This window comes from Dyadobacter sp. HNCC25DJ185 (genome assembly GCF_056895195.1).
Map to the genome: position 1 here is coordinate 246,803 of NZ_JBXHAR010000007.1, position 18,398 is coordinate 265,200.

General features: G+C 47.3%; 15 protein-coding genes and 1 pseudogene. 5 read left to right on the forward strand and 11 right to left on the reverse strand.

The features are described 5' to 3' along the window. Positions 1–26 precede the first annotated feature (26 nt). Together AC1XUF_RS21025 and AC1XUF_RS21030 are read left to right on the forward strand one after the other, a co-directional pair. Positions 27–1,442, forward strand: coding sequence for a CCA tRNA nucleotidyltransferase (locus AC1XUF_RS21025; protein ID WP_483343799.1), 1,416 nt, complete (start codon positions 27–29; stop codon positions 1,440–1,442). Between the two features lie 75 nt (positions 1,443–1,517). Further along, entirely contained in the window at positions 1,518–1,715 is a 198-nt protein-coding gene (locus AC1XUF_RS21030; protein ID WP_483343800.1) for a hypothetical protein, read from the forward strand. On the opposite strand, the gene AC1XUF_RS21035 is transcribed toward AC1XUF_RS21030, so the two are convergent. After that, the gene (locus AC1XUF_RS21035) at positions 1,712–2,992 is read right to left on the reverse strand and encodes a DUF2851 family protein (protein WP_483343801.1); all 1,281 of its coding nucleotides are present in this window, start codon (positions 2,990–2,992) and stop codon (positions 1,712–1,714) included. The genes AC1XUF_RS21030 and AC1XUF_RS21035 overlap by 4 nt on opposite strands. A 129-nt stretch (positions 2,993–3,121) precedes the next feature. On the opposite strand from AC1XUF_RS21035, the gene mtgA reads away from it, so the two are divergent. Continuing rightward, positions 3,122–3,808: a monofunctional biosynthetic peptidoglycan transglycosylase gene (gene mtgA / locus AC1XUF_RS21040; protein WP_483343802.1), complete on the forward strand. Its 687-nt coding sequence runs from the start codon at positions 3,122–3,124 to the stop codon at positions 3,806–3,808. Between the two features lies 1 nt (position 3,809). Here the strand turns inward: mtgA and AC1XUF_RS21045 are convergent, their stop codons facing one another. Both AC1XUF_RS21045 and AC1XUF_RS21050 read right to left on the reverse strand, forming a co-directional pair. Next, positions 3,810–4,856, reverse strand: coding sequence for a hypothetical protein (locus AC1XUF_RS21045; RefSeq protein WP_483343803.1), 1,047 nt, complete (start codon positions 4,854–4,856; stop codon positions 3,810–3,812). A 152-nt stretch (positions 4,857–5,008) separates the two neighbouring features. Continuing rightward, on the reverse strand, positions 5,009–5,407 hold the full coding sequence (locus AC1XUF_RS21050; protein WP_483343804.1) for an OsmC family protein: 399 nt from the start codon (positions 5,405–5,407) through the stop codon (positions 5,009–5,011). 1,021 nt (positions 5,408–6,428) lie between these two features. Here AC1XUF_RS21050 and AC1XUF_RS21055 point away from each other — a divergent pair. After that, positions 6,429–7,010 (forward strand): annotated as a pseudogene (locus AC1XUF_RS21055) (carboxypeptidase-like regulatory domain-containing protein); the annotation flags it as partial. Next, entirely contained in the window at positions 6,938–7,432 is a 495-nt protein-coding gene (locus AC1XUF_RS21060; RefSeq protein ID WP_483343805.1) for a hypothetical protein, read from the forward strand. The pseudogene AC1XUF_RS21055 and the gene AC1XUF_RS21060, both read left to right, overlap by 73 nt. Before the next feature lie 28 nt (positions 7,433–7,460). On the opposite strand, the gene AC1XUF_RS21065 is transcribed toward AC1XUF_RS21060, so the two are convergent. The 8 genes from AC1XUF_RS21065 to AC1XUF_RS21100 all read right to left on the reverse strand — a co-directional run bounded on the left by AC1XUF_RS21065 (position 7,461) and on the right by AC1XUF_RS21100 (position 18,372). Further along, positions 7,461–7,850: a DUF1398 domain-containing protein gene (locus AC1XUF_RS21065; RefSeq protein ID WP_483343806.1), complete on the reverse strand. Its 390-nt coding sequence runs from the start codon at positions 7,848–7,850 to the stop codon at positions 7,461–7,463. Between the two features lie 70 nt (positions 7,851–7,920). Further along, positions 7,921–8,688 (reverse strand): helix-turn-helix domain-containing protein, encoded by a 768-nt coding sequence (locus AC1XUF_RS21070; RefSeq protein WP_483343807.1) that lies wholly within the window; start codon positions 8,686–8,688, stop codon positions 7,921–7,923. Positions 8,689–8,696: 8 nt separating this feature from the next. Beyond that, entirely contained in the window at positions 8,697–9,371 is a 675-nt protein-coding gene (locus AC1XUF_RS21075) for a hypothetical protein (RefSeq protein WP_483343808.1), read from the reverse strand. A gap of 91 nt (positions 9,372–9,462) precedes the next feature. Further along, complete coding sequence (locus AC1XUF_RS21080; RefSeq protein WP_483343809.1) at positions 9,463–10,302, reverse strand: endonuclease/exonuclease/phosphatase family protein; 840 nt, start codon at positions 10,300–10,302, stop codon at positions 9,463–9,465. A 283-nt stretch (positions 10,303–10,585) separates the two neighbouring features. Next, positions 10,586–11,806 carry a purple acid phosphatase family protein gene (locus AC1XUF_RS21085; protein ID WP_483343810.1) on the reverse strand — a complete coding sequence of 407 codons (1,221 nt, stop codon included), beginning with the start codon at positions 11,804–11,806 and terminating at the stop codon, positions 10,586–10,588. 33 nt (positions 11,807–11,839) lie between these two features. Continuing rightward, positions 11,840–13,570, reverse strand: a complete 1,731-nt coding sequence (locus AC1XUF_RS21090; RefSeq protein WP_483343811.1) for a RagB/SusD family nutrient uptake outer membrane protein — start codon at positions 13,568–13,570, stop codon at positions 11,840–11,842. 23 nt (positions 13,571–13,593) lie between these two features. Beyond that, positions 13,594–17,205: a TonB-dependent receptor gene (locus AC1XUF_RS21095; protein WP_483343812.1), complete on the reverse strand. Its 3,612-nt coding sequence runs from the start codon at positions 17,203–17,205 to the stop codon at positions 13,594–13,596. A 156-nt stretch (positions 17,206–17,361) separates the two neighbouring features. Continuing rightward, a complete protein-coding gene (locus AC1XUF_RS21100) occupies positions 17,362–18,372 on the reverse strand; it encodes a FecR family protein (protein ID WP_483343813.1) in 1,011 nt (336 codons plus the stop codon). Positions 18,373–18,398: the final 26 nt, after the last annotated feature.

Below are 18,398 nucleotides of genomic sequence, written 5' to 3' on the forward strand. Positions count from 1 at the left end.
CACCAACAATGGCTTACCTTTGCCACATGAATTTTAAAGAGCAATTGTCAGGCTATCCGGTATTGGAAATCGTTGCGAAGGCAGCGGAGGAGCTTGGTGTGGAGGCCTATGTGATAGGCGGTTTTGTCAGGGACCTGGTCCTCAAAAGGAATAGCAAGGATATCGATATTGTTTCTGTCGGCAGCGGGATAGAGCTGGCCGAACTGGTGGCGGGTCAATTGGGTCCCGATGTACTTGTCAGCATTTTTAAAACCTTTGGAACCGCACAAATCCGCCAGGGGGATCTGGAGATAGAATTTGTAGGTGCCCGAAAGGAATCCTATCGCGCCGATTCCCGCAAACCTGCGGTGGAAGACGGCACATTGGCCGACGACCAAAACAGGCGGGATTTTACCATTAATGCCATGGGGATCAGCCTGGATAAAAATTCCTTTGGAGACCTGATTGATCCATTTGACGGAATACGCGATTTACGCAAAAAAATACTGCGTACCCCGCTTGAACCCGAAATTACATTTTCCGACGACCCGTTACGTATGATGCGGGCGATCCGCTTTGCAAGCCAATTGAATTTCGATATTGAACCCAGTACGTTCGAAGCGATCATCAAAATGAAGGACCGTATCTCGATTGTTTCCATGGAACGGATCTCGGACGAATTGAACAAGATCATTCTTTCGCCAACACCGTCCTACGGGTTCAAACTGCTTTTTCATGCGGGATTGCTGGCGATCATTTTTCCTGAAATGATCGAACTGTTGGGTGTGGAGAATATCGATGGAAAGGGGCACAAGGATAATTTTTACCACACTTTGCAGGTTTTAGACAACGTCTCCCAGCATACCGACGACCTGTGGCTCCGTTGGGCAGCTATTTTGCACGACATTGCCAAGCCTGCCACCAAGAAATTCGACAAAAAGATTGGTTGGTCATTTCATAACCATGAAGAAGTCGGTGCTCGCATGGTGCCCGTCATTTTCAAACGGATGAAATTACCGCTGAACGAAAAAATGCGGTTTGTGAAAAAGCTGGTGAGGCTGCATTTGCGTCCCATTGTTTTATCCAAAGAAGAAATTACGGATTCGGCCATGCGCAGGTTGCTGGTCGAGGCGGGCGAGGACATTGAAGCGCTGATGAAACTTTGCCGGGCGGATATTACTTCCAAGAATCCCGAAAAGGTAAAGAAGTACCTGCATAACTTTGACCTGGTTGAACAGAAATTGAAAGATCTGGAAGAACGTGACAAGCTCAGAAATTTCCAGCCTGTTATTACAGGCGAAATGATCATGGAAGCCTTCGGACTGAAACCGGCCCGTGAGGTGGGCATGATCAAAGAACTGGTGCGGGAAGCAATACTGGAAGGTATTATTCCCAATCAATACGAGTCGGCATTTGCGTATATGATCCGGGAAGGGGAGAAAATGGGCCTGAAAGCGCTGTAAGCCTGAATATAGTTTTTACAGCATCGAGTTATTTCTATTTTTGCAAGAACATCATTTAGTCTCCTCAAAATATCAATGGAAAATACCCAGTTTAAACGTTTTTTCGGCGCATTACTAACCATTCTGGGCATCGTTGTCCTTCTTTTTGCCTGCGTAGCCTTCCTCTCCGATAAACCGGTGCTGGGAATGACAGTTTCCAAATGGGAATCTATTGTTCCGTTTTTGGTGGGGACTGTTTTTTTGCTTACCGGTGTCAACCTGGTAAAAAGCTAGGAAGACTGGACGAGAATGCCTCCCACCGTACATTCCAGGCACCTTTTGGGCGTACAATAGTGATTATACCATTCAATTAAGGCCTGGGAATCTGATGCGGATTTGACCGACATTCCCAGCGTTGCCCATTCCCGGGTGATCCTATTGTTTTCGGCAGGGAGCTGCGATAGCCAATAAATTGCCTTATCCAGCAATTCAGGTTGCTGACGTAGCTTTGAAAACGCGACCAGAAGGGGCACTGCGACGTTGATCACCAGCAGCGCAGACGCATCCCTTCCCATTGCTGGGACCTTATTTTTTGATTTTCTGCCAAAAACATAATGTTCTGTCCAATAATCCGATTGTGTTCCGTGAAAGACTTCCTGTAAGTCACTCGCCGAATCAGCGGAAGTCAGCAGCAAAAACAAACTCCCCTCTCTGCTCAACAACTTTGCCAACTGCGCCAGGCGGACTGTGGGGAAACCCGCAGGGCGAAGTTTCGCATACTTCCATTCATGCTCCCACATGAACTGGCCGGCGAGCTTGTACTTGGTACTCAAAAACTGAAACTCTTTTCGAAGCAGTCGAACATAGTTTTCTTCGGAGTCTTCTGGTATCAGCCCGGCCATCCCGAAAAGCAATGCTTCTATCTGTACCAAATGGCCACGGTGCTTCTGAATCAGTTTCCATGGGGTGATCCGGGTCAGCCTGGCAAACGCGTGGTCATTCAGCTTAAACCCAAAATGCCTTCCTAGCCAATGATAGGCCGTTTTTTCCCAGTCTTTCTGATTTTCTTCATAGAGTTTCACCACGTCGGCCGCCTTTCGGTCCAGTCTTTCCAGTAAAACGCGGTCGAGCATGGAGTACTTCTGGATTTCGATAATTTGATGGAACATATTAGCACAGGGGACACCTTCCTTCACATCCTGTAATGCAGCATAACGTTCTATTACCGATTGATTTATCAAGTTTTTCAGGGTCAGGGTTGGCAACAATGTCCCATCGCTTCGTATGACTGGTTTGTCATTTTCCCATACCACATGCAATATCACGCCTTCGTAAGCCAGGTCCTTCTCATGGGTGTGCAGGAACCAATCCGAGGATTTTACGTGGATCTCTATGCTTCCGTGCCATTCAACTTGGGCGATCATCACGGCAGCCTGTGAAAAATCCGGTCCGGCGTTTATGTTTTTGTAACCCGTCCGAATGACTGAAAGGGTCAGATTTTCATCTGTTTGGAGGTCTGAAGTGTCAAAATATTGAAAGCGCCAGACAAAGCTGAGGAGATCTTCATTCATCAGATACAGGGACAGGGATTGAAAATTGATAAATATGGTTTTGGATTTCTTTGTCTAAACCTGATTAGTTTCTGTTCTTTGTACGCTCGTTTGGTCGTTTGGTTTCTGTTTTAGAAGTAAAAAAGTTTTATGCTCCGCCGTTTGCAATTTATTGCGCTCCGTATTTTCATTCTCTTTATAGTTGTTTCAATTGTCTGGGTGGTCATTCTTAGATTTTTGCCTGTTTGGATAACGCCCTATATGATTTCGAAAAAGATTGAGGCTTTCGGCAGGGATGAGGACACGGAAATTTTTCATGATTGGGAGCCTTACGAAAATATCTCCAAGGAGGCCGCGCTTGCGGTAGTAGCATCCGAGGATCAGAATTTTCCCAAGCACTGGGGGTTCGATTTTGACCAGATATACAATGCAGTAACCGAAAAGAGAAAACGTGCGCGCGGAGCCAGCACCATTTCCCAGCAAGTCGCCAAAAATGTCTTCTTGTGGCAGGGACGAAGCTTTATCAGGAAGGGCTTGGAAGCCTATTTTACCATTTTGATCGAGGTGATCTGGGATAAGGAGCGGATACTGGAAGTGTATCTGAATGTGGCCGAAATGGGCAAAATGACCTTTGGAGTGGAAGCTGCTTCATTGAGGTATTACAATAAATCTGCCAAGAAACTGACCCGGCACGAAGCGGCCCGCATTGCAGCCGTGCTTCCGAACCCTATCCGATTCTCCATCAAAAACCCGTCGGCATACGTGAATAAACGCACGGGGCAGATTGTCCGGCAAATGCGTTCACTCGGTGGCCAGAAGTATATCGCAGGACTTTGAATCAATCATTTTTAACTTTTGCATGGGGTGAATTTTGGCGCGATTTACTGGGCTTGGATGTTGTTTTTTTTGTCGAAGCTTTGTGATTGCGCGTCTTGCGTGTGCCGGACTTCCTCTTCGATTGTTTGGTAGTTCCAGGCCTTGACTGTTTTTGGTCTTTCTTGTTTTCAGGGCTGACGACAGGCCGGGTGGCAGCCCTTCGCGGGTTATTTTTTAGATAAAGAGCCGCCCCTTCTTTCAAGGAGGCTGGTTTCGAATAAGTGACCTTATATTCGCCCCTGGCCAGTTTTGTCCTGACCGTCATAGACTGGGAGCGAAAATTCCCCCCGTAGTAGTGACTGTACCAGACAGGATTGCGGAAATAGGGCCATCTCCGGAAGTTTTTAATATAGTAAGGGCGCAGATAGGAATGGTAACCGTAATAGAAGTGCCAGTACTGAGGAGTCCACGATTTCCAGTACGAAGGATAATAGCGCCACCGCCAGGGCGATCTCCATACCGTATAGTTCGGGAAGAAAATGAATTTTACCAGGGGCCATGAGGCGATTGCATTGGGGATCGTACTGTGCGCTTGCGCAGGTTCTTTTTTACCGCTCAGGGACGGAGGAGGTGTTTCCTTGTATGTCTGGTCAACCGGCTCGATAATGTAATCTTTCCCATACAGGTCCTCGTCCCCCACGAGCTGTATGAGCATCTGGCCATTATCGCGTTTTTCGACAAAGAAAACTGCCAAATCCTGCTCTTCGTGTTCATTTACAGCGATATTAAGCGTAATGATGTGGATGTTGCTATTAACCTTGTCGGTTACCCGGATATAATCAATACGAGTGTCGCCGTCGAGATCCAGGTTATTGATTTCCGATTTTTCTTCATTCATTGCTTTCTCGAAACCTTCCAGGCTTTTCGAATCCTGAAAGAGTTTCATAACTGCATAAAGATTAAGATTATCGCCTGGTAAGTTTAGTTTTTCTGCTTCGGATTGGGCCATTGCGGAGAGGCCCGTCACAAGAAGAATTGTGACACTAATTAAAGCGAAGGAAAGTTTCATAACGTCAAGTTTGCGGCAATGTAGGGAATAACCTTTAAAGAGAGAATATGAGGAGCGTTACCTTTTTCTAAAATTCCTATTTTATCACCGCTGCTGCTTTGACATGTTAATATCCCATTAAAATATAGATATAATTCAAGAATTAAGTCGGATTATCTAACAAGCGTAATAGCAACCCCTTTCCTTAATGTTTGATGAATTTCGGCGATCTGATCGGTATCGTGGATGAGTTCCTGAATGTCCGTTTCATCTGCAGGGGATATTATATTTACTTTATATTCAAAATTCCTGCCGGGCTCGCCGTCCGCGCCAAAGTCGGCAGTGCATTCCACTTCAACACCATTTACAACCAGGTTTCTTTTGGCCGCTTCACGGTAAATATCATTGCAAACGCAGGTAGCCAAAGCAAGTACAAGCATTTCTCCCCCATTTACCGAAGAGCCAAAGCCGGTTGTTTTGGGGACAATGTGCAGCGCTTTTGCAGCGCCATTAGTTTCTACCTTGACTTCGTGTTGGTTATATTCACTTTTAATGCTTGCGGAGATTTTCATGAGGAATAGCCGATTGGTTTGCATGTATTCTAATAAATTGGAGAATATTGCCTGATCGAATTAACAGTGCTCGTAGCTAGCACATTTTATAAGATCTGGTAATGGTGTTTGCTCCCGATTGGCCGGATAGTCGAATCTTTTCATGACGACTGCTCAGACAAAGCGTTTTTTGATACTATTTCTACATCGATTAAATTACCCCTAATTACCTTGTTCACCAGTTTTATTCTTTTCGTGAAGGTAATTTCATTTTCTAGAGATAGAAGATAGAGACTACAGGCAGACAAAAATTCACACCCCGTTAAAATGGCGCAAATTGTTGAATACTGAAAAACCATCAGAGAAGCCAGATTAATTAACACAGAAATGACAAGGGTGCCGGATATATTCCACCGTAAAAGTGATAATAGATTATATCTCTCAATGAATTGCTCATAAAGTTCCTTCGATTTAATAAACACATATACTTCCTCATCAGAAGTTAGGTCTGAAGAATGAACATCAATATCCCTCGAGCCATCCGTTAGATAGGATACAAATGAAATCGCTTTTTTTTCGAAGCGACGTGTTATCCAATACGTTAGGGAAAAGCAAATATGCCCCAGTATGTAGCTCGCAAACGCTACGCATATGATCCAATATGCAGTGAGACTCCGGATGAATGTTAAAGTAAGGCCGGCGTTGAATAAATAGTCCAGGTATAATAAATTGGCGGAAAAAACAATACCCGGCAGGCAGTAAAAAAATAAATCCCTTGATAGGTGTTTAAATATTTTGACCAATTCTTCCATAGAAAGTTTTTTGATTATTAAATATAGAGGAATTATGGATATATATTAATGACAAAACAGGCAACAATTTCATGGTGAAATTCAGCGGTGCGTACCTGCGACCTCAGCGTCTTATTATCACAAAAGATCTATAGATGAGAGACTTGTGTTTCATTGCAGTTCTAATTTTATATGCACTGTTTTCCTCCGCGCAAGAGAACCTGGTCAGCCTCGCGTGAAAAGTTAGCGATGGCCAAACCGGCAAGCCGCTCCAATCGGCCTATGTATTTCTCAATAATTCCAGCATAGCAACGCAGACAGACGAAAACGGGAATTTCAGGATTGAAAAACTGCCTGTGGGCGACTTGGATATCCGTATATCCTTTTTAGGTTATCAGACCCTGAAACAGGATATACGTTTCGAACAGCCTGGAATGAAGGAGGTAGCTTTTAAATTGAAACAGGGAATCGATTTGCAAGAATTTGTGGTCCGCGGGAAGAAGGATCCCAAGAGAGAACAGCTCCTGAAGATCATCACGACCGAACTATTGGGAGAAAGCCGCTTCAAAAAGCAATGCAAAATCCTAAACCCGCAGGTACTCAGGATTTATGACGATGAAGAAGGACATCTCAGGGCCAAATCGGCCGAACCCCTTGTTGTTGAAAACCAGGGATTGGGCTACCGAATTTTTCAGATATCGAAGATTTTAACTTGTTCGGGGACCGGGTTTATTATGGCGGAAGTACCCGTTTCGAAAGTTTGGCACCGAAAGACGAAAATCAAAAGGATCGCTGGAGAACGAACCGGAAAGAAGCCTTTAAAGGATCGCTGAAACACTTGCTGATCAGCATGGCCTCCAATACGACGGACCATGACGGTTTTAGGATTTACCAGATTAAAGACTCATTGGCCCGACCCATGCTCATTCTTGGAAATACACGGAAGCCCCGGATTTCTGACCCGGGGTCCAATAGGATAGAAGTAGCGGCTTCACATTTAATCCGGCAGGGAAAGCTGGATTCTGAAAGGATATTGGAATCGGCTTTGCCCTTGGAAGTCTTTTTTACAAAGAGGAGGGGTACTTCTCCCTATGCGGATATGCACTACGCCTACTCCGAAATGGTTCTTCCGCAAAAACATATTGTCTTTACCGCGCAGGGTTGGATCGTAAAGCCAATGGGTCTTTTCGTAGACGGTGACCTGGCATTTGATCGGTTGTCGACCCTGCTGCCAGCTGATTGGGGGGAAGAGTGAATGCGCGCTCCCTTCATTTCGGCTTGTATTATCCCGGGATAACTTCTATAAGCATTTCGTGTCCGACCCCATCATAATAAGTACATAGCATTTGTTCGATATCCACAATCCACTTTTCAACGCCGAGTTCAGCGGCTTGTTTGCAGAAAGTCGTATAATCTGTCCCTCCTTGCTGGTGGACTAGCAACGCACTTTTCAATTCCGAAGTTATTCCGGATCCTTTGACGTCGCGGGCCGGCCATTTCGGATCGGCTGCAATGCTGAATTTTTCGTTGCCGAAATACTGGATATGCCCGTCTGAAACAAAATGTTCATACGATGTGACTCCCAATGCTTTTATTTCGCGAATGTAGCCGGGAAAATCTGCGCCACTTTTGACTTTTGAATGTGCTTCTTTGATTTGATTGATGGTAAACATGGTTGAGCGGTTTTAAAATTGATACAACAAAGATCAACCAGACCGGAAGGGGGTCATTGTAAAAAATCGTTTATTTCGCGGCGGAAAAGAAACTTTCCGGAGTTTCTCCGGTGAACGATTTGAACTCCTTGATGAAATGGGCCTGGTCGTAAAAGCCGGCTTCGTACCCCAGGTCGGTCAAGGAAGTTTGCGGATTGTATTGCTGGATCGTGTGCTTGAAGCGAACGATGGAAGCAAACTTTTTTGGAGAAGTCCCGACAACCTGCCTGAATCGTTTCTCCAATGGACTTTGGCTGATGTTTAATTTCGTCACCAATTCTCCGATCCGGATATTGCCTTTGTTTTGATGGATCAATGCCAGTGCCGCTACAACGAGGTTGTCCATAGTGACCGGCCTTAACCGGGCCATCAGAAACTGTTCGACAATTTTTATTCTGTCAGTGTCGGTTTTTGCTTCACAGAGTCTTTCCTCGAGAAGTAATAAATCCGAACGTAACATGAAATTGTCAAGCGAGACACTTTCCCGGAAAAGCTCGTGGATGGGCAGAGGAAAGAAAGCGGCCGCACCCCCTTCCTTAAAGTAGACCAATACACTACCGGTATCGGCGGAATTTTTGAAAATCCGGAATGTATCGTGAAGCCCGGTAAGACCGAAAGTGTCAAGCTGGACCGTCTTGTCATTGGTCATGTGCGACAGCCTGCCTCTATATTGAAACCCGATCACCAGTCCGGTATCAGGCAGGACCCTGTACGATTGTTCGTTTTCGGCTTCGGATATTGCGAAGGCCCTAACGTAGGGTATCAAAAAATCGCTTGGCTGATAGCTGTCGAAACGCATTGGAAGGTTTAGTTTGGGACTGTTCCTCTATTCATACTTTTCAAAAACTTGTAATTCCGATGGTGTGCGAGCGCGGGGTCCAGTTTCTCAAACAAACCTCGGTTTTTCAAGCCAAACCAATTGACCTTGAGTAAATAAAGGCTTACATAAGAATGTGGGTGCTGGGCAATGAATTCGCCCGTTTTGGTCATGAATTGCTCCCTTTCCGCAACTTGCTTACTGAGCCAGTAGGCCGCACTATCTGTCCTTGCTTTTTTTCTCGCACGGCCTTCCTGCAACAGATAAGCGCCGGTCCGTTTTTCGGAGGGAAGCTGAATGCTGTCCTGGAACATCCGCCATTCCAGGTTGCTTTTTGAATGCGTTACCAGGGATTTGGCCAGGTCGGCAGTATCCAGTTTGATTTGTGTGCCGGACTCAAAGAAGAAAGTCAGCGAGCCTTTCATTTTAGATATTTGCAATTGATACAGATCGGGAAGAAGGTTCTTGTCCATTTGCAAATGGGTGGTATCGAAGCCCAATTGAATGGAATGGACGATCGCTGCAAAGCCTTTTTCCCGGGTTAAAAGGATGGCTTTTCTGTCGTTGAGGACCCTTGGTGCTGCAATGCTTATTTTGACATTTTGGGAGAAGGCGGGGATCAGAAAAAGCAGCGTGAAGAGCGTTGACAGGGTTAGTCTGAGCATGTATCAAAGTTTACTTCGGCAATCGGCTGTCGGCCTTCGAATATAGTAAAAAGTCGTTACTATTTTCGAGGGCCGACAGCCGGTACCCCCGTTACTTAATCACTATTTTTGCCACCACGGGCTGGTGGTCCGACGGGTAACGTTGCTCCTTTGCGTCTGTCAAAACGCCATATTTCAGCACATCAATGTTTTTGCTGACAAAAATATAATCAATCCTCCGGTCCATCGGCGCATCGAATTTGAAGCTGTTGAATGTTCCTTCGGGACCGTAAGGTTTTTGTTTGGTCACATCATGCGTGTCGACCAGTATTGTTTTGATCGTCTTGATCTGCTCCGTGTCCGGTGTCGAATTGAAGTCGCCGGTAAGGATCACGGTCGATTTTCCTGCAATCTCACCGATTTTCTTTACCATAAGATGCCCTGACTGCCTGCGCGCTTCCACGCCCTGATGATCAAAGTGTACATTGAAAAGAAAAAACTCCTTTTTGGAAGCCAGGTCCTGGAATTTTCCCCATGAGCTGATGCGGTTACAGCAGGTTGCATCCCAGCCTTTTCCCGGTTTTTCAGGGGTTTCGCTCAGCCAGAAATCACCGGACTGAAGCAGCTTGAAACGGTCTTTTTTATAAAAAATAGCGGAATGCTCTCCGCCCTCCTTGCCGTCATCGCGGCCTTTCCCGAAGAAGTGATATGCGGTCAGTTCGGCAACGTCGTGCAACTGTCCGATCAGGGCTTCCTGCACGCCAAAAATGTCGAATTCATGGAATTGAATGAGGCCTTTGACGTTTTCTTTGCGGTTCGGCCATGCATTGATGCCGTCACTGGCCGTGTTGTAGCGCAGGTTGTAGGTGGCCACGTTGATCGTGTTTTTTTGCGCAAAAGCGAAAGATGAAAGAGCTAAAACGAATAGCGTACAAAGAGCAAGGTTTTTCATAAGGTTAAAAGATGTGGATAATAGTTGGCAAGTTATAGTATAATCGTCATTTGTGTAAAATCCAGGTGTTTTGATTGATCTGGCAGTCGTTGTAAACAGGGATCCCGCTGAGGTCTTCAAAAAAGCCTTGTTATCTTTTTGCCCCTATAAACAGGAAGCCCCGACGGGGCTTCAATAAGGCTATAACGTGGCCACCTGTCTATAAAAAGGAATGTTTTGAACCGGTTTAGAGACCAGCGGGGTCTGCTGTTTCCGGTGTTCACACGCCAGCAAATTCGCCGGTTCACTTATTTGCTTTCTTCGGGATCAAAAATTTCCCGACTACTTCACCATCATCCCGGATCATTTTCAGATCCAGCTGCTTTCTGGTCGCGTGTAACTTGATCAACGTTCGCTTGCCTTCCAATGGTCCGCCACCGATGACGATCGGGTAATGATGGTCGGCATCAGGCTCGTGCGTCATGTATCTGTGCGTGTGCCCCGAGATCTGCAGATCGATTTTAGCTTTGTTCAAAACCGGCCCGAAAACCTGGCGGCAATGCAACGTACCATGCCAATCGCCCGAATGGTAAGGGGATATGTGGATCAAAACAATCCTGAAATCGGCTTTCTTAAATTCCGGCGATTCCACTTCCTTTTCCAGCCATTTTTTCTGGGTTTCGCGATAGCGGTTAAATGCGATCAATCCGCCATAATCCACGGTATCGTCGGCCTTATCTTCGCCTGAATCCAGTACAACAAAGCGGACAGGCCCTCGTGTAAAGGCGTAGTAAAATTTGTTCTCCGGATAGGCATAGTAGGAGGGGATGTGACGCGCAAAGCTCCCCCGGCATTCGTGGTTCCCCTGGGTTAAGATGAAGGGGAACTCAGTCGCGAATATATCAACACACGGTTTGATCAGGTGGTCGACCATCTGGATTTCCTCGGTGACCCAATCGAAACTATCGCCGTTAAAAATAACAAAGTCATAATCCCGGGTATTGCCTGTGTACCCGTGACGGTAAAGCAATTGGGGGATAATTTGCGGACGATCGTGGATGTCGTTAAAGATCACCGTTTTGAATTCATCCTCATTTTCGGCAGGTGTTTTGAAACCAAACAACGCGCTAGATATCGTTTCGCCAAATTCCACTTTGGAACCTTTGTAGCCTGTTATTTCCGTGGATACGATTTTGTATTTGTGTTCCGTCCCCGGTTTCAAGCCTGCTAAGGTGATCTTATTAACCCTGTTATTGGCTTCGATCAGGCCATTGACATATCCAAATGCCCTCTGGCTTGTGTAAGTGCCCTCGCCATATTCCACCCAGCTGAAACAGTTTTTGTGAGTGATCCACATGACGGTTACTTCATCCGGGCCTATATTCTGAAGGTAAGGGCCAACAATGAAGTGATTGGCTTCTTCCGGGGCGGCGGTTTCGGCAGCAGCGGAAGTGGCGAGGGGCAGTACACTGAGCGCCCCGATTAGTGACATTTTTTCAAGAAAAGACCTTCTGTCGGAAAGCATAGGAAATGGTTAAGGGGTTAGGTTGGGGCTTTTTTACTCCCAATTAGGGTTTTGAGTTAAGTTGGTATTGAGTAGTCGTTCCTGTTTTGGGATTGGATAAAGGTAATCCTTGTTCTCATCAAACTTTTTGTTGATGTGCCCGTTGACGACAATGTTGCCGCCTTTGCTGCCGTTTTCTAAAAGGATCTCGCTACCCAGTTTTAGCAATTGCGCCCCGGCTACGGTAGGCTTTGTACCCTCATAAATCACCAGGTCAATCTTACCATTGCGATCCAGGTCGTATTCGCCCGCACCCGGGAAGTACATGCCTTTGAAGACTTTGGTCAGCAATTGACCTTCTTTCCAACGGATGATATCGTCCCACCGAAGGAAGTTTTCCATCACAAGTTCTACACGTCTTTCCCGGCGGATCTCAAGGATAACCCCGATGTTGTTACCGGTCAGCTTGGTATATTGCTGCGCCTGGTAAAGGTCGGGCTTGGCATTGGCGTCGACCAGACTGATATTGGGCATACCTACCCGGTCGCGCAGGAGCTTGATGGAAACATCCAGGTCTGCCTGGGTCAGTGATCCTTTTTCAGCTTTGGCCTCGGCGTAGTTCAACAGCACTTCGCCGAACCTGAAGATGGGCATATCGGTAATATCCTTGTTGTATGTGTCCCATTTAGGGGCAGATACAAACTTGATCAGCTGGTAACCGGTAACTGTCGCCCCAAATTCAGGGACCAGGGGTGTGTTTTCGCCGATACGGGTGTATCCCGGAGTCCGGATGGTCTGGCTGAGACGTGGGTCGCGGTTCTGGACTTCGTCGTAAAATTGCATGGTTTCGTAACCTTTGATGTCCGTAAACCGGGTCCCGTCGGCCATCAGATAACTGTTTACGAGTTTCTTCTCCAATCCTGGCTTGCCATACGAGGCAGTCATGGTGTAATAGTTCAGATTGTGGTATACCTGTAATTCGTCGCTGAAATCGCGGGCAAGTATCACCTCGTCGGGAATGGCGTTATCCGCGGAGAAAAGTTTCATGTAAGCGGTAGCCGGCGTTGCTTTGTACACGGTGTACCCGCTGTTTTTCATCAGGTCTTCGGATGCGGATATACTGGCATCCAGGAATTTGTCTGCATTAGGGAGGTTATATTCCGGATGATATTTCCGGAAGGTACCTTCGTACAACCCAATGCGGGACTTCAATGCCAGAGCTGTCCATTTGGTAATGGTCGTTACCTGACGGCTTGCATCCAGGCTGCCAATCGCGTAATCCAGGTCGGCCAGTACCGAATCCATGACCATTGCCCTCGGGTCGCGTGCTTTGGTGAGCAACTCCTGGTCTTCCAGTTCGATCGTAGTCGAGTACCAGGGCACATCCCCAAAACGCTTCACCATTCCGAAGTAGAAATAAGCACGGAAGAAACGGGCTAGTCCGTTGTATTTGGCAACTGCTTTCTTGTCAGGGCATTTACCGGAGTTGGCGAGGAAATAATTGATATTGCGCAGGCTTGTCCAGGTCCATCCGCCACCGCTTGTAGGTACCACACGTGTACCCTGTAACTCGTCGCGAAGACTATTTTTGACCACATTGTCTACATCTTCATTGTAAACATCCTCCGCGCTGGGAAGTGCATTGTAAAATGAATTGGTATATAAAAGAAGGTCGTTTTCGGTGTTGAAAAAAGTCTCCGGCGAAATGGCGTCTGTCGGAAGCTGCTCCAGGTCACAGGCTGCCAGCCCGAGCGACAGGATGATGATACTCAATATTTTTTTCATGATCGTAAATGCTTGAACCGTTTTTAGAATGTGATGTTAAGTCCGGCTGAAATGGTTTTGGACAATGGATAGGTCCGTCCGTTGGTGGCATCGCCGTCAAATTGCTCTGGATCAATGTACTTGGAGCGAAGTGGCGTATAAGTAAGCAGGTTTTCCCCGCTGACATAAACCCGCACCCGCGGAATGCGCACCAGCTTGCTGATTTTTTCGGGCACGGTATAGCCTATCACCACATTTTTGAGGCGCAGATAACCGACGTTCTGGATATACTTGTCATTGGAAGCATTCAGGTCCCCGCCACCATTCAAGGCTGTGTATCCTCTCAATACAGGAAAATAGGCATTAGGATTTTCGGGTGTCCAAATGTCTTTGGCAAAATCGCTCGGTATGAAAGAGTAGTAAGGACGGGAATAAGGCCCCCAGAATTTGTCGGCATTGTTACCCGGGTACCAGTTCCTGCGAAGGATGCCCTGCGCAAGGGCAGAAAAATCGAATCCGTTCCAGGACGCGCCCAGGTTCACGCCATAGCGGTATCGCGCGCGGTTGTTCCCGATGATTTTCATGTCTCCATGGTCAGCCAGTGTGTTCGCACCCTGATCTATCTTGCCATCCCCATTGGTATCGATAAATTTCAGGTCACCGGCTTGCAGCTTGCTCCAGTCACCAGGTGCGCTCAGACGCTGCTTGTTCACGATCGTCTGGTCCACTTTGTAGGCTTGTGCTTCTTCGTTGGTTTTAAACATCCCTTCGATGGAATATCCCCACATTTCACCAATGGTTTGTCCCACATAAGGACTGCTCAGCACCTTGTTCGGGTTGTCGTAGCGGGTGATCTTAGATTTGGAATCGGATACAATGAAGGAAACATTATAAGACAACGGCTTACCGGCCACTTTGAAGCGGTCGGCCCAGCCGATGGAGAGTTCAAAGCCTTTGGTTTGCAGGTCTCCAGCATTCTGCGTCGGCACTGTTGCACCGTATACAGACGGCAGTACCTGACCGGGGATCAGCATGTCGGTTGTATTCCGGATATAGCCGTCGAAGGAAATGTTCAAACGGTTTTTGAGCAAAGTCGCGTCCAAGCCGATGTTCGATGTCGTTGCGGATTCCCATGTAAGGCCTGCCGAAATAGGAGCAGGGCTGCTTACATACTGCAATTTCTGACCATTGTTGATCCAGGTCGACTGCGCAGTCGGCATCATTGGAATGTAGGGGTAGAAGCTCGCCGAGCTAGGGTTGTTATTGAAATTCGGGGGAAGCTGATTACCCAATGTTCCATAGGACGCCCTGATTTTCAAATTATTCACGACATGATGCGCCGGCTCGAAGAAATTTTCTTCGCTGATCCGCCAGCCTGCCGAAACGGACGGGAAGAAACCGTAGCGCTTACCTTCGCCAAACCGGGAGGTGCCATCGTAGCGCCCGTTCACTTCGAGCAGGTATTTGCCCATGTAATCGTAATTCAGTCGGAAGAAAGCCCCGAAAAGCTCGTATTGGTAGGAGCCGCCGCTGGTTAATTGTTCGCCGGTACCAAGGTTAAGGTCATTGATACGCTCAGAAAGCAGGTTCTTTCGGGAGCCGGCCAGCACCTGATGCTTTCTGGATTCGTAGTTGATACCCGCTGTCGCCCCGAAATAATGCTTGCCCAGGGTTTTATTGTAAGATGAAAACACGTTCACAACATTCTGCGGATCAAACCAGAATGTTTTTTTCAACTGATCGGTGTTATAGTTCGGCACCGTTGCGAGAATACCGGGCTGGACCGAATATGTCGCCACCGCCGAGCGGTACCAGTCGTCGGTAATGTAAAATGAGTAGGAATGGTTGGCAACGAGGTTCCAGTTTTTGGTAAAATCCATGGTTACGGTATTGATCGTCGTCAACTCATGTACTTTCTGTTCTCCGCCGGCTACCCCTTTAAGTAAGTTGGCAAACAATCCGTCGCCGATTGAGTAGTTGTTTTTCAGCGTATTGTATGTGGGCGTTCCGTCCGGGTTAGTGGGTGCATAAATAGGCAGCGCGTGAACGGTAATCGCCACAAAGTTGGCGTTCGCCCCACCTTCCAAACCGGGATATTTGTATTTAGAATCAAAATACTGGGTATTATTGCTCACTTTCAGCCAGGGTGTCAGCTGGGCGTTGACCTTGCTCCGCAGGGTGTAAGAAGTGAACTTATCCGTATTGATCTTCATGATCCCGTCTTTCTCGAAAACGGAGCCTGAAAGGAAATAATTGACTTTATCTGTGCCGCCCGAGAGGTTAAGGTTATGCTGTTTGGAGGGCTCTTTCATGTTGAAGATCGTGTTCCACCAGTCGTAGTTTCCGTAGTAGTTATAAATGTCCTTCCCATTGACATTCTTCACCACCACCCAGGGACGTGCAGGATTTTCCGTTTTATCGTAGCGACGCGCTTCTATTTCTTTATAATCTTCCTCCGAATACCGCGTGTAGCTATTCCCTGTGGCACGGGTAAAGGCTTCGTCGTTGATCTTCACATATTCATATCCGTTGGTCATGAAGTCGGTGCTGACTGTAGGCTTCGCCCAGCCGAAATTATTGCTGTAAGAAACGGTTGTCTTGCCGTTTTTGGCCGTCTTGGTGGTTACCAGAATGACACCGAATGCTCCACGCGCGCCATAGATCGCAGAAGCAGCAGCGTCTTTCAATACCGAAACCGACTCGACATCGTTGGGGTTGATCCGGTTGATATCACCCGGGATGCCATCGATCAGTACGAGCGGACCGCCACCATTCACGGAAGTTTCGCCCCGTACGTTCAGGTTACCCCCCTTACCCGGCTGTCCGGTTGAGAAGGTAATGTTCAGGTTGGGCACCATGCCTTGCAGGATTTGGGACATATTGTTCAACGGCCTGTTTTCAAGGTCTTTTGCCTGTACCTGGGTTACTGCCCCGGTGAGGTTTACCCTTTTCTGGGTTCCATAGCCGACCACGACGACTTCCGACAATGCTTTGTTGTCGGTTTGCAGCGTGAGGTTGATCTCAGTGCGGCTTCCCACTGCAATTTCCTGGGAAACGTATCCCACGAAACTGAAAACCAGAACGGATTCTCCATTGGGTACTACCAGCGAAAAATGTCCATTGGCGTCCGTGGTCGTACCCTGCGAGCTGCCTTTTAAGACCACGCTCACACCCGGTAACGTACCCTGTCCGTCTGCCGAGGCAACGGTTCCCCTGACGTTGATTTCCGCAGGAAAAACGTAGTTCTGTAATTTTTCCTCCAATTCAGGGATGATTGTCTCTTCTCTGCCTGCTTTACTTTTGGCGAGGACGATCTGATTATTGATCACCCGGTAATGAATGCCGCGAGGCGCAAGCAACAGATCCAGGACTTTTGAAAGTTTTTCGTTTTTTACGTCGATGCTTACGTTTTCGCGAACAGAAACCCTGCTGCTGTAAACGAAACGGGTATTTACTTTTTGTTGAATTTCACTCAGGGCTTCTTTGAGCGTCACATTGCGAAGGTTGAGCGTCATGTCTTTGCTTAAAACAGACTGCGCAGAAGTTTCTTTCGCATAACTGCCGCCGGCTAGCGCGGCAGCAAGAATCCATTGAAGCAGTCCGATGCGCATAATTTTCTGCCAGTTGACCGGCTTGTTACGTACTGATTTTTGCATAATTTTGATTGTCTGATGGTTAGGCACTGTTGGATAAACGTCCTTTTTTATCGGTGGTACGATGCAAGAAGGATGAGATTTTGAACCGGGGGTGGTGGTACACTCCCGGTTCTTTCATGGCGGGACAGCTGGGATAGTCATTTGATTATTAAAGGTTTATTCACATGGTTTTCCTGCGATTGTAATGGTGCTTTCGGATAGCGTGTAGCTGGCATCCAGGGTGGTACATAACATTTCGAGGATACTGGACAACGGTTGCGATTCGAAATTGGCGGTTACGCTGCACCGCGATATGCCGTTTTCTGGCAGGATGATCCGCACATTGAAGCGTTTTTCGAGCTGTTCTGCGACTTGATCGAGCGGCGTTTCCTCAAATTCGATCGTAACCGGTTCGTAAATCGGTTTTCTGGTTTGCACGGCGACCGATTTAGAAGTCAACTTTTTGGAACCGAGCTCAAAAAGCGCCTGTTGGTTAGGTTTCAGAACAACCTGCTGTGCATCGGCTGTTTTTCCAGGTGCAGTCACTTCCACGCTCCCTGTCACCACATCAACCTGAAAAAGGCGCGCGCTTTGGTGCGCTTTTACGTTAAAGCTCGTTCCCAATACCCTGATCACCATTTCCCCACTCTGGATCGAAAACGGACGGGATTTGTCTTTTTGGATATCAAAAAATCCTTCGCCGGCGAAAGTCACCAGCCTTTGGCTTGTTTCAAATTCCCTGGGGTGAGTAATAACGGCATGGGGATGCATGGACACCGAACTACTGTCCGGGAGCCGGTATAGGACCATGTACGGGTTGTCGTTCACGAATCTCACCAATTTCGATTCGCCCATCTTCTGAAGTTGCTCCGAAACAGTAGTACGTTTCACCTCGCCCGGGTAAACCAGGTAAATGCCCAACATCAGAATCAGGGAGGCTGCAATGCCGGTGAGTACCCGCCAGGGGATCATCGTCGCGGATTTTTCAGGCTGAAAATTGAGCTCATTTTTGATCGCCCCAAATGTTTCCGCCTGAATAGCGGCCTGCTCGGCTTCCGGTAATTGGTCGAGATAGGCAGCTTCCCCTTGCAAGGATGAATACCAGGCTTCTACCTGCGCTTTTTCTTCGTCGGTACAGTGGCCATTCAGGTATTTTTCTAAAAGTGCAGGGGGAATACGGTTGGGCATCGTCGCTTCATTTGTGTTAACAAACT

Bases quoted from the DNA above. Each gene is read 5' to 3' on its own strand.
- AC1XUF_RS21025 (WP_483343799.1), top strand. From the start codon at position 27: ATGAATTTTAAAGAGCAATTGTCAGGCTATCCGGTATTGGAAATCGTT.
- AC1XUF_RS21030 (WP_483343800.1), top strand. From the start codon at position 1,518: ATGGAAAATACCCAGTTTAAACGTTTTTTCGGCGCATTACTAACCATT.
- AC1XUF_RS21035 (WP_483343801.1), bottom strand. From the start codon at position 2,992: ATGAATGAAGATCTCCTCAGCTTTGTCTGGCGCTTTCAATATTTTGAC.
- mtgA (WP_483343802.1), top strand. From the start codon at position 3,122: ATGCTCCGCCGTTTGCAATTTATTGCGCTCCGTATTTTCATTCTCTTT.
- AC1XUF_RS21045 (WP_483343803.1), bottom strand. From the start codon at position 4,856: ATGAAACTTTCCTTCGCTTTAATTAGTGTCACAATTCTTCTTGTGACG.
- AC1XUF_RS21050 (WP_483343804.1), bottom strand. From the start codon at position 5,407: ATGAAAATCTCCGCAAGCATTAAAAGTGAATATAACCAACACGAAGTC.
- AC1XUF_RS21065 (WP_483343806.1), bottom strand. From the start codon at position 7,850: ATGTTTACCATCAATCAAATCAAAGAAGCACATTCAAAAGTCAAAAGT.
- AC1XUF_RS21070 (WP_483343807.1), bottom strand. From the start codon at position 8,688: ATGCGTTTCGACAGCTATCAGCCAAGCGATTTTTTGATACCCTACGTT.
- AC1XUF_RS21075 (WP_483343808.1), bottom strand. From the start codon at position 9,371: ATGCTCAGACTAACCCTGTCAACGCTCTTCACGCTGCTTTTTCTGATC.
- AC1XUF_RS21080 (WP_483343809.1), bottom strand. From the start codon at position 10,302: ATGAAAAACCTTGCTCTTTGTACGCTATTCGTTTTAGCTCTTTCATCT.
- AC1XUF_RS21085 (WP_483343810.1), bottom strand. From the start codon at position 11,806: ATGCTTTCCGACAGAAGGTCTTTTCTTGAAAAAATGTCACTAATCGGG.
- AC1XUF_RS21090 (WP_483343811.1), bottom strand. From the start codon at position 13,570: ATGAAAAAAATATTGAGTATCATCATCCTGTCGCTCGGGCTGGCAGCC.
- AC1XUF_RS21095 (WP_483343812.1), bottom strand. From the start codon at position 17,205: ATGCAAAAATCAGTACGTAACAAGCCGGTCAACTGGCAGAAAATTATG.
- AC1XUF_RS21100 (WP_483343813.1), bottom strand. From the start codon at position 18,372: ATGCCCAACCGTATTCCCCCTGCACTTTTAGAAAAATACCTGAATGGC.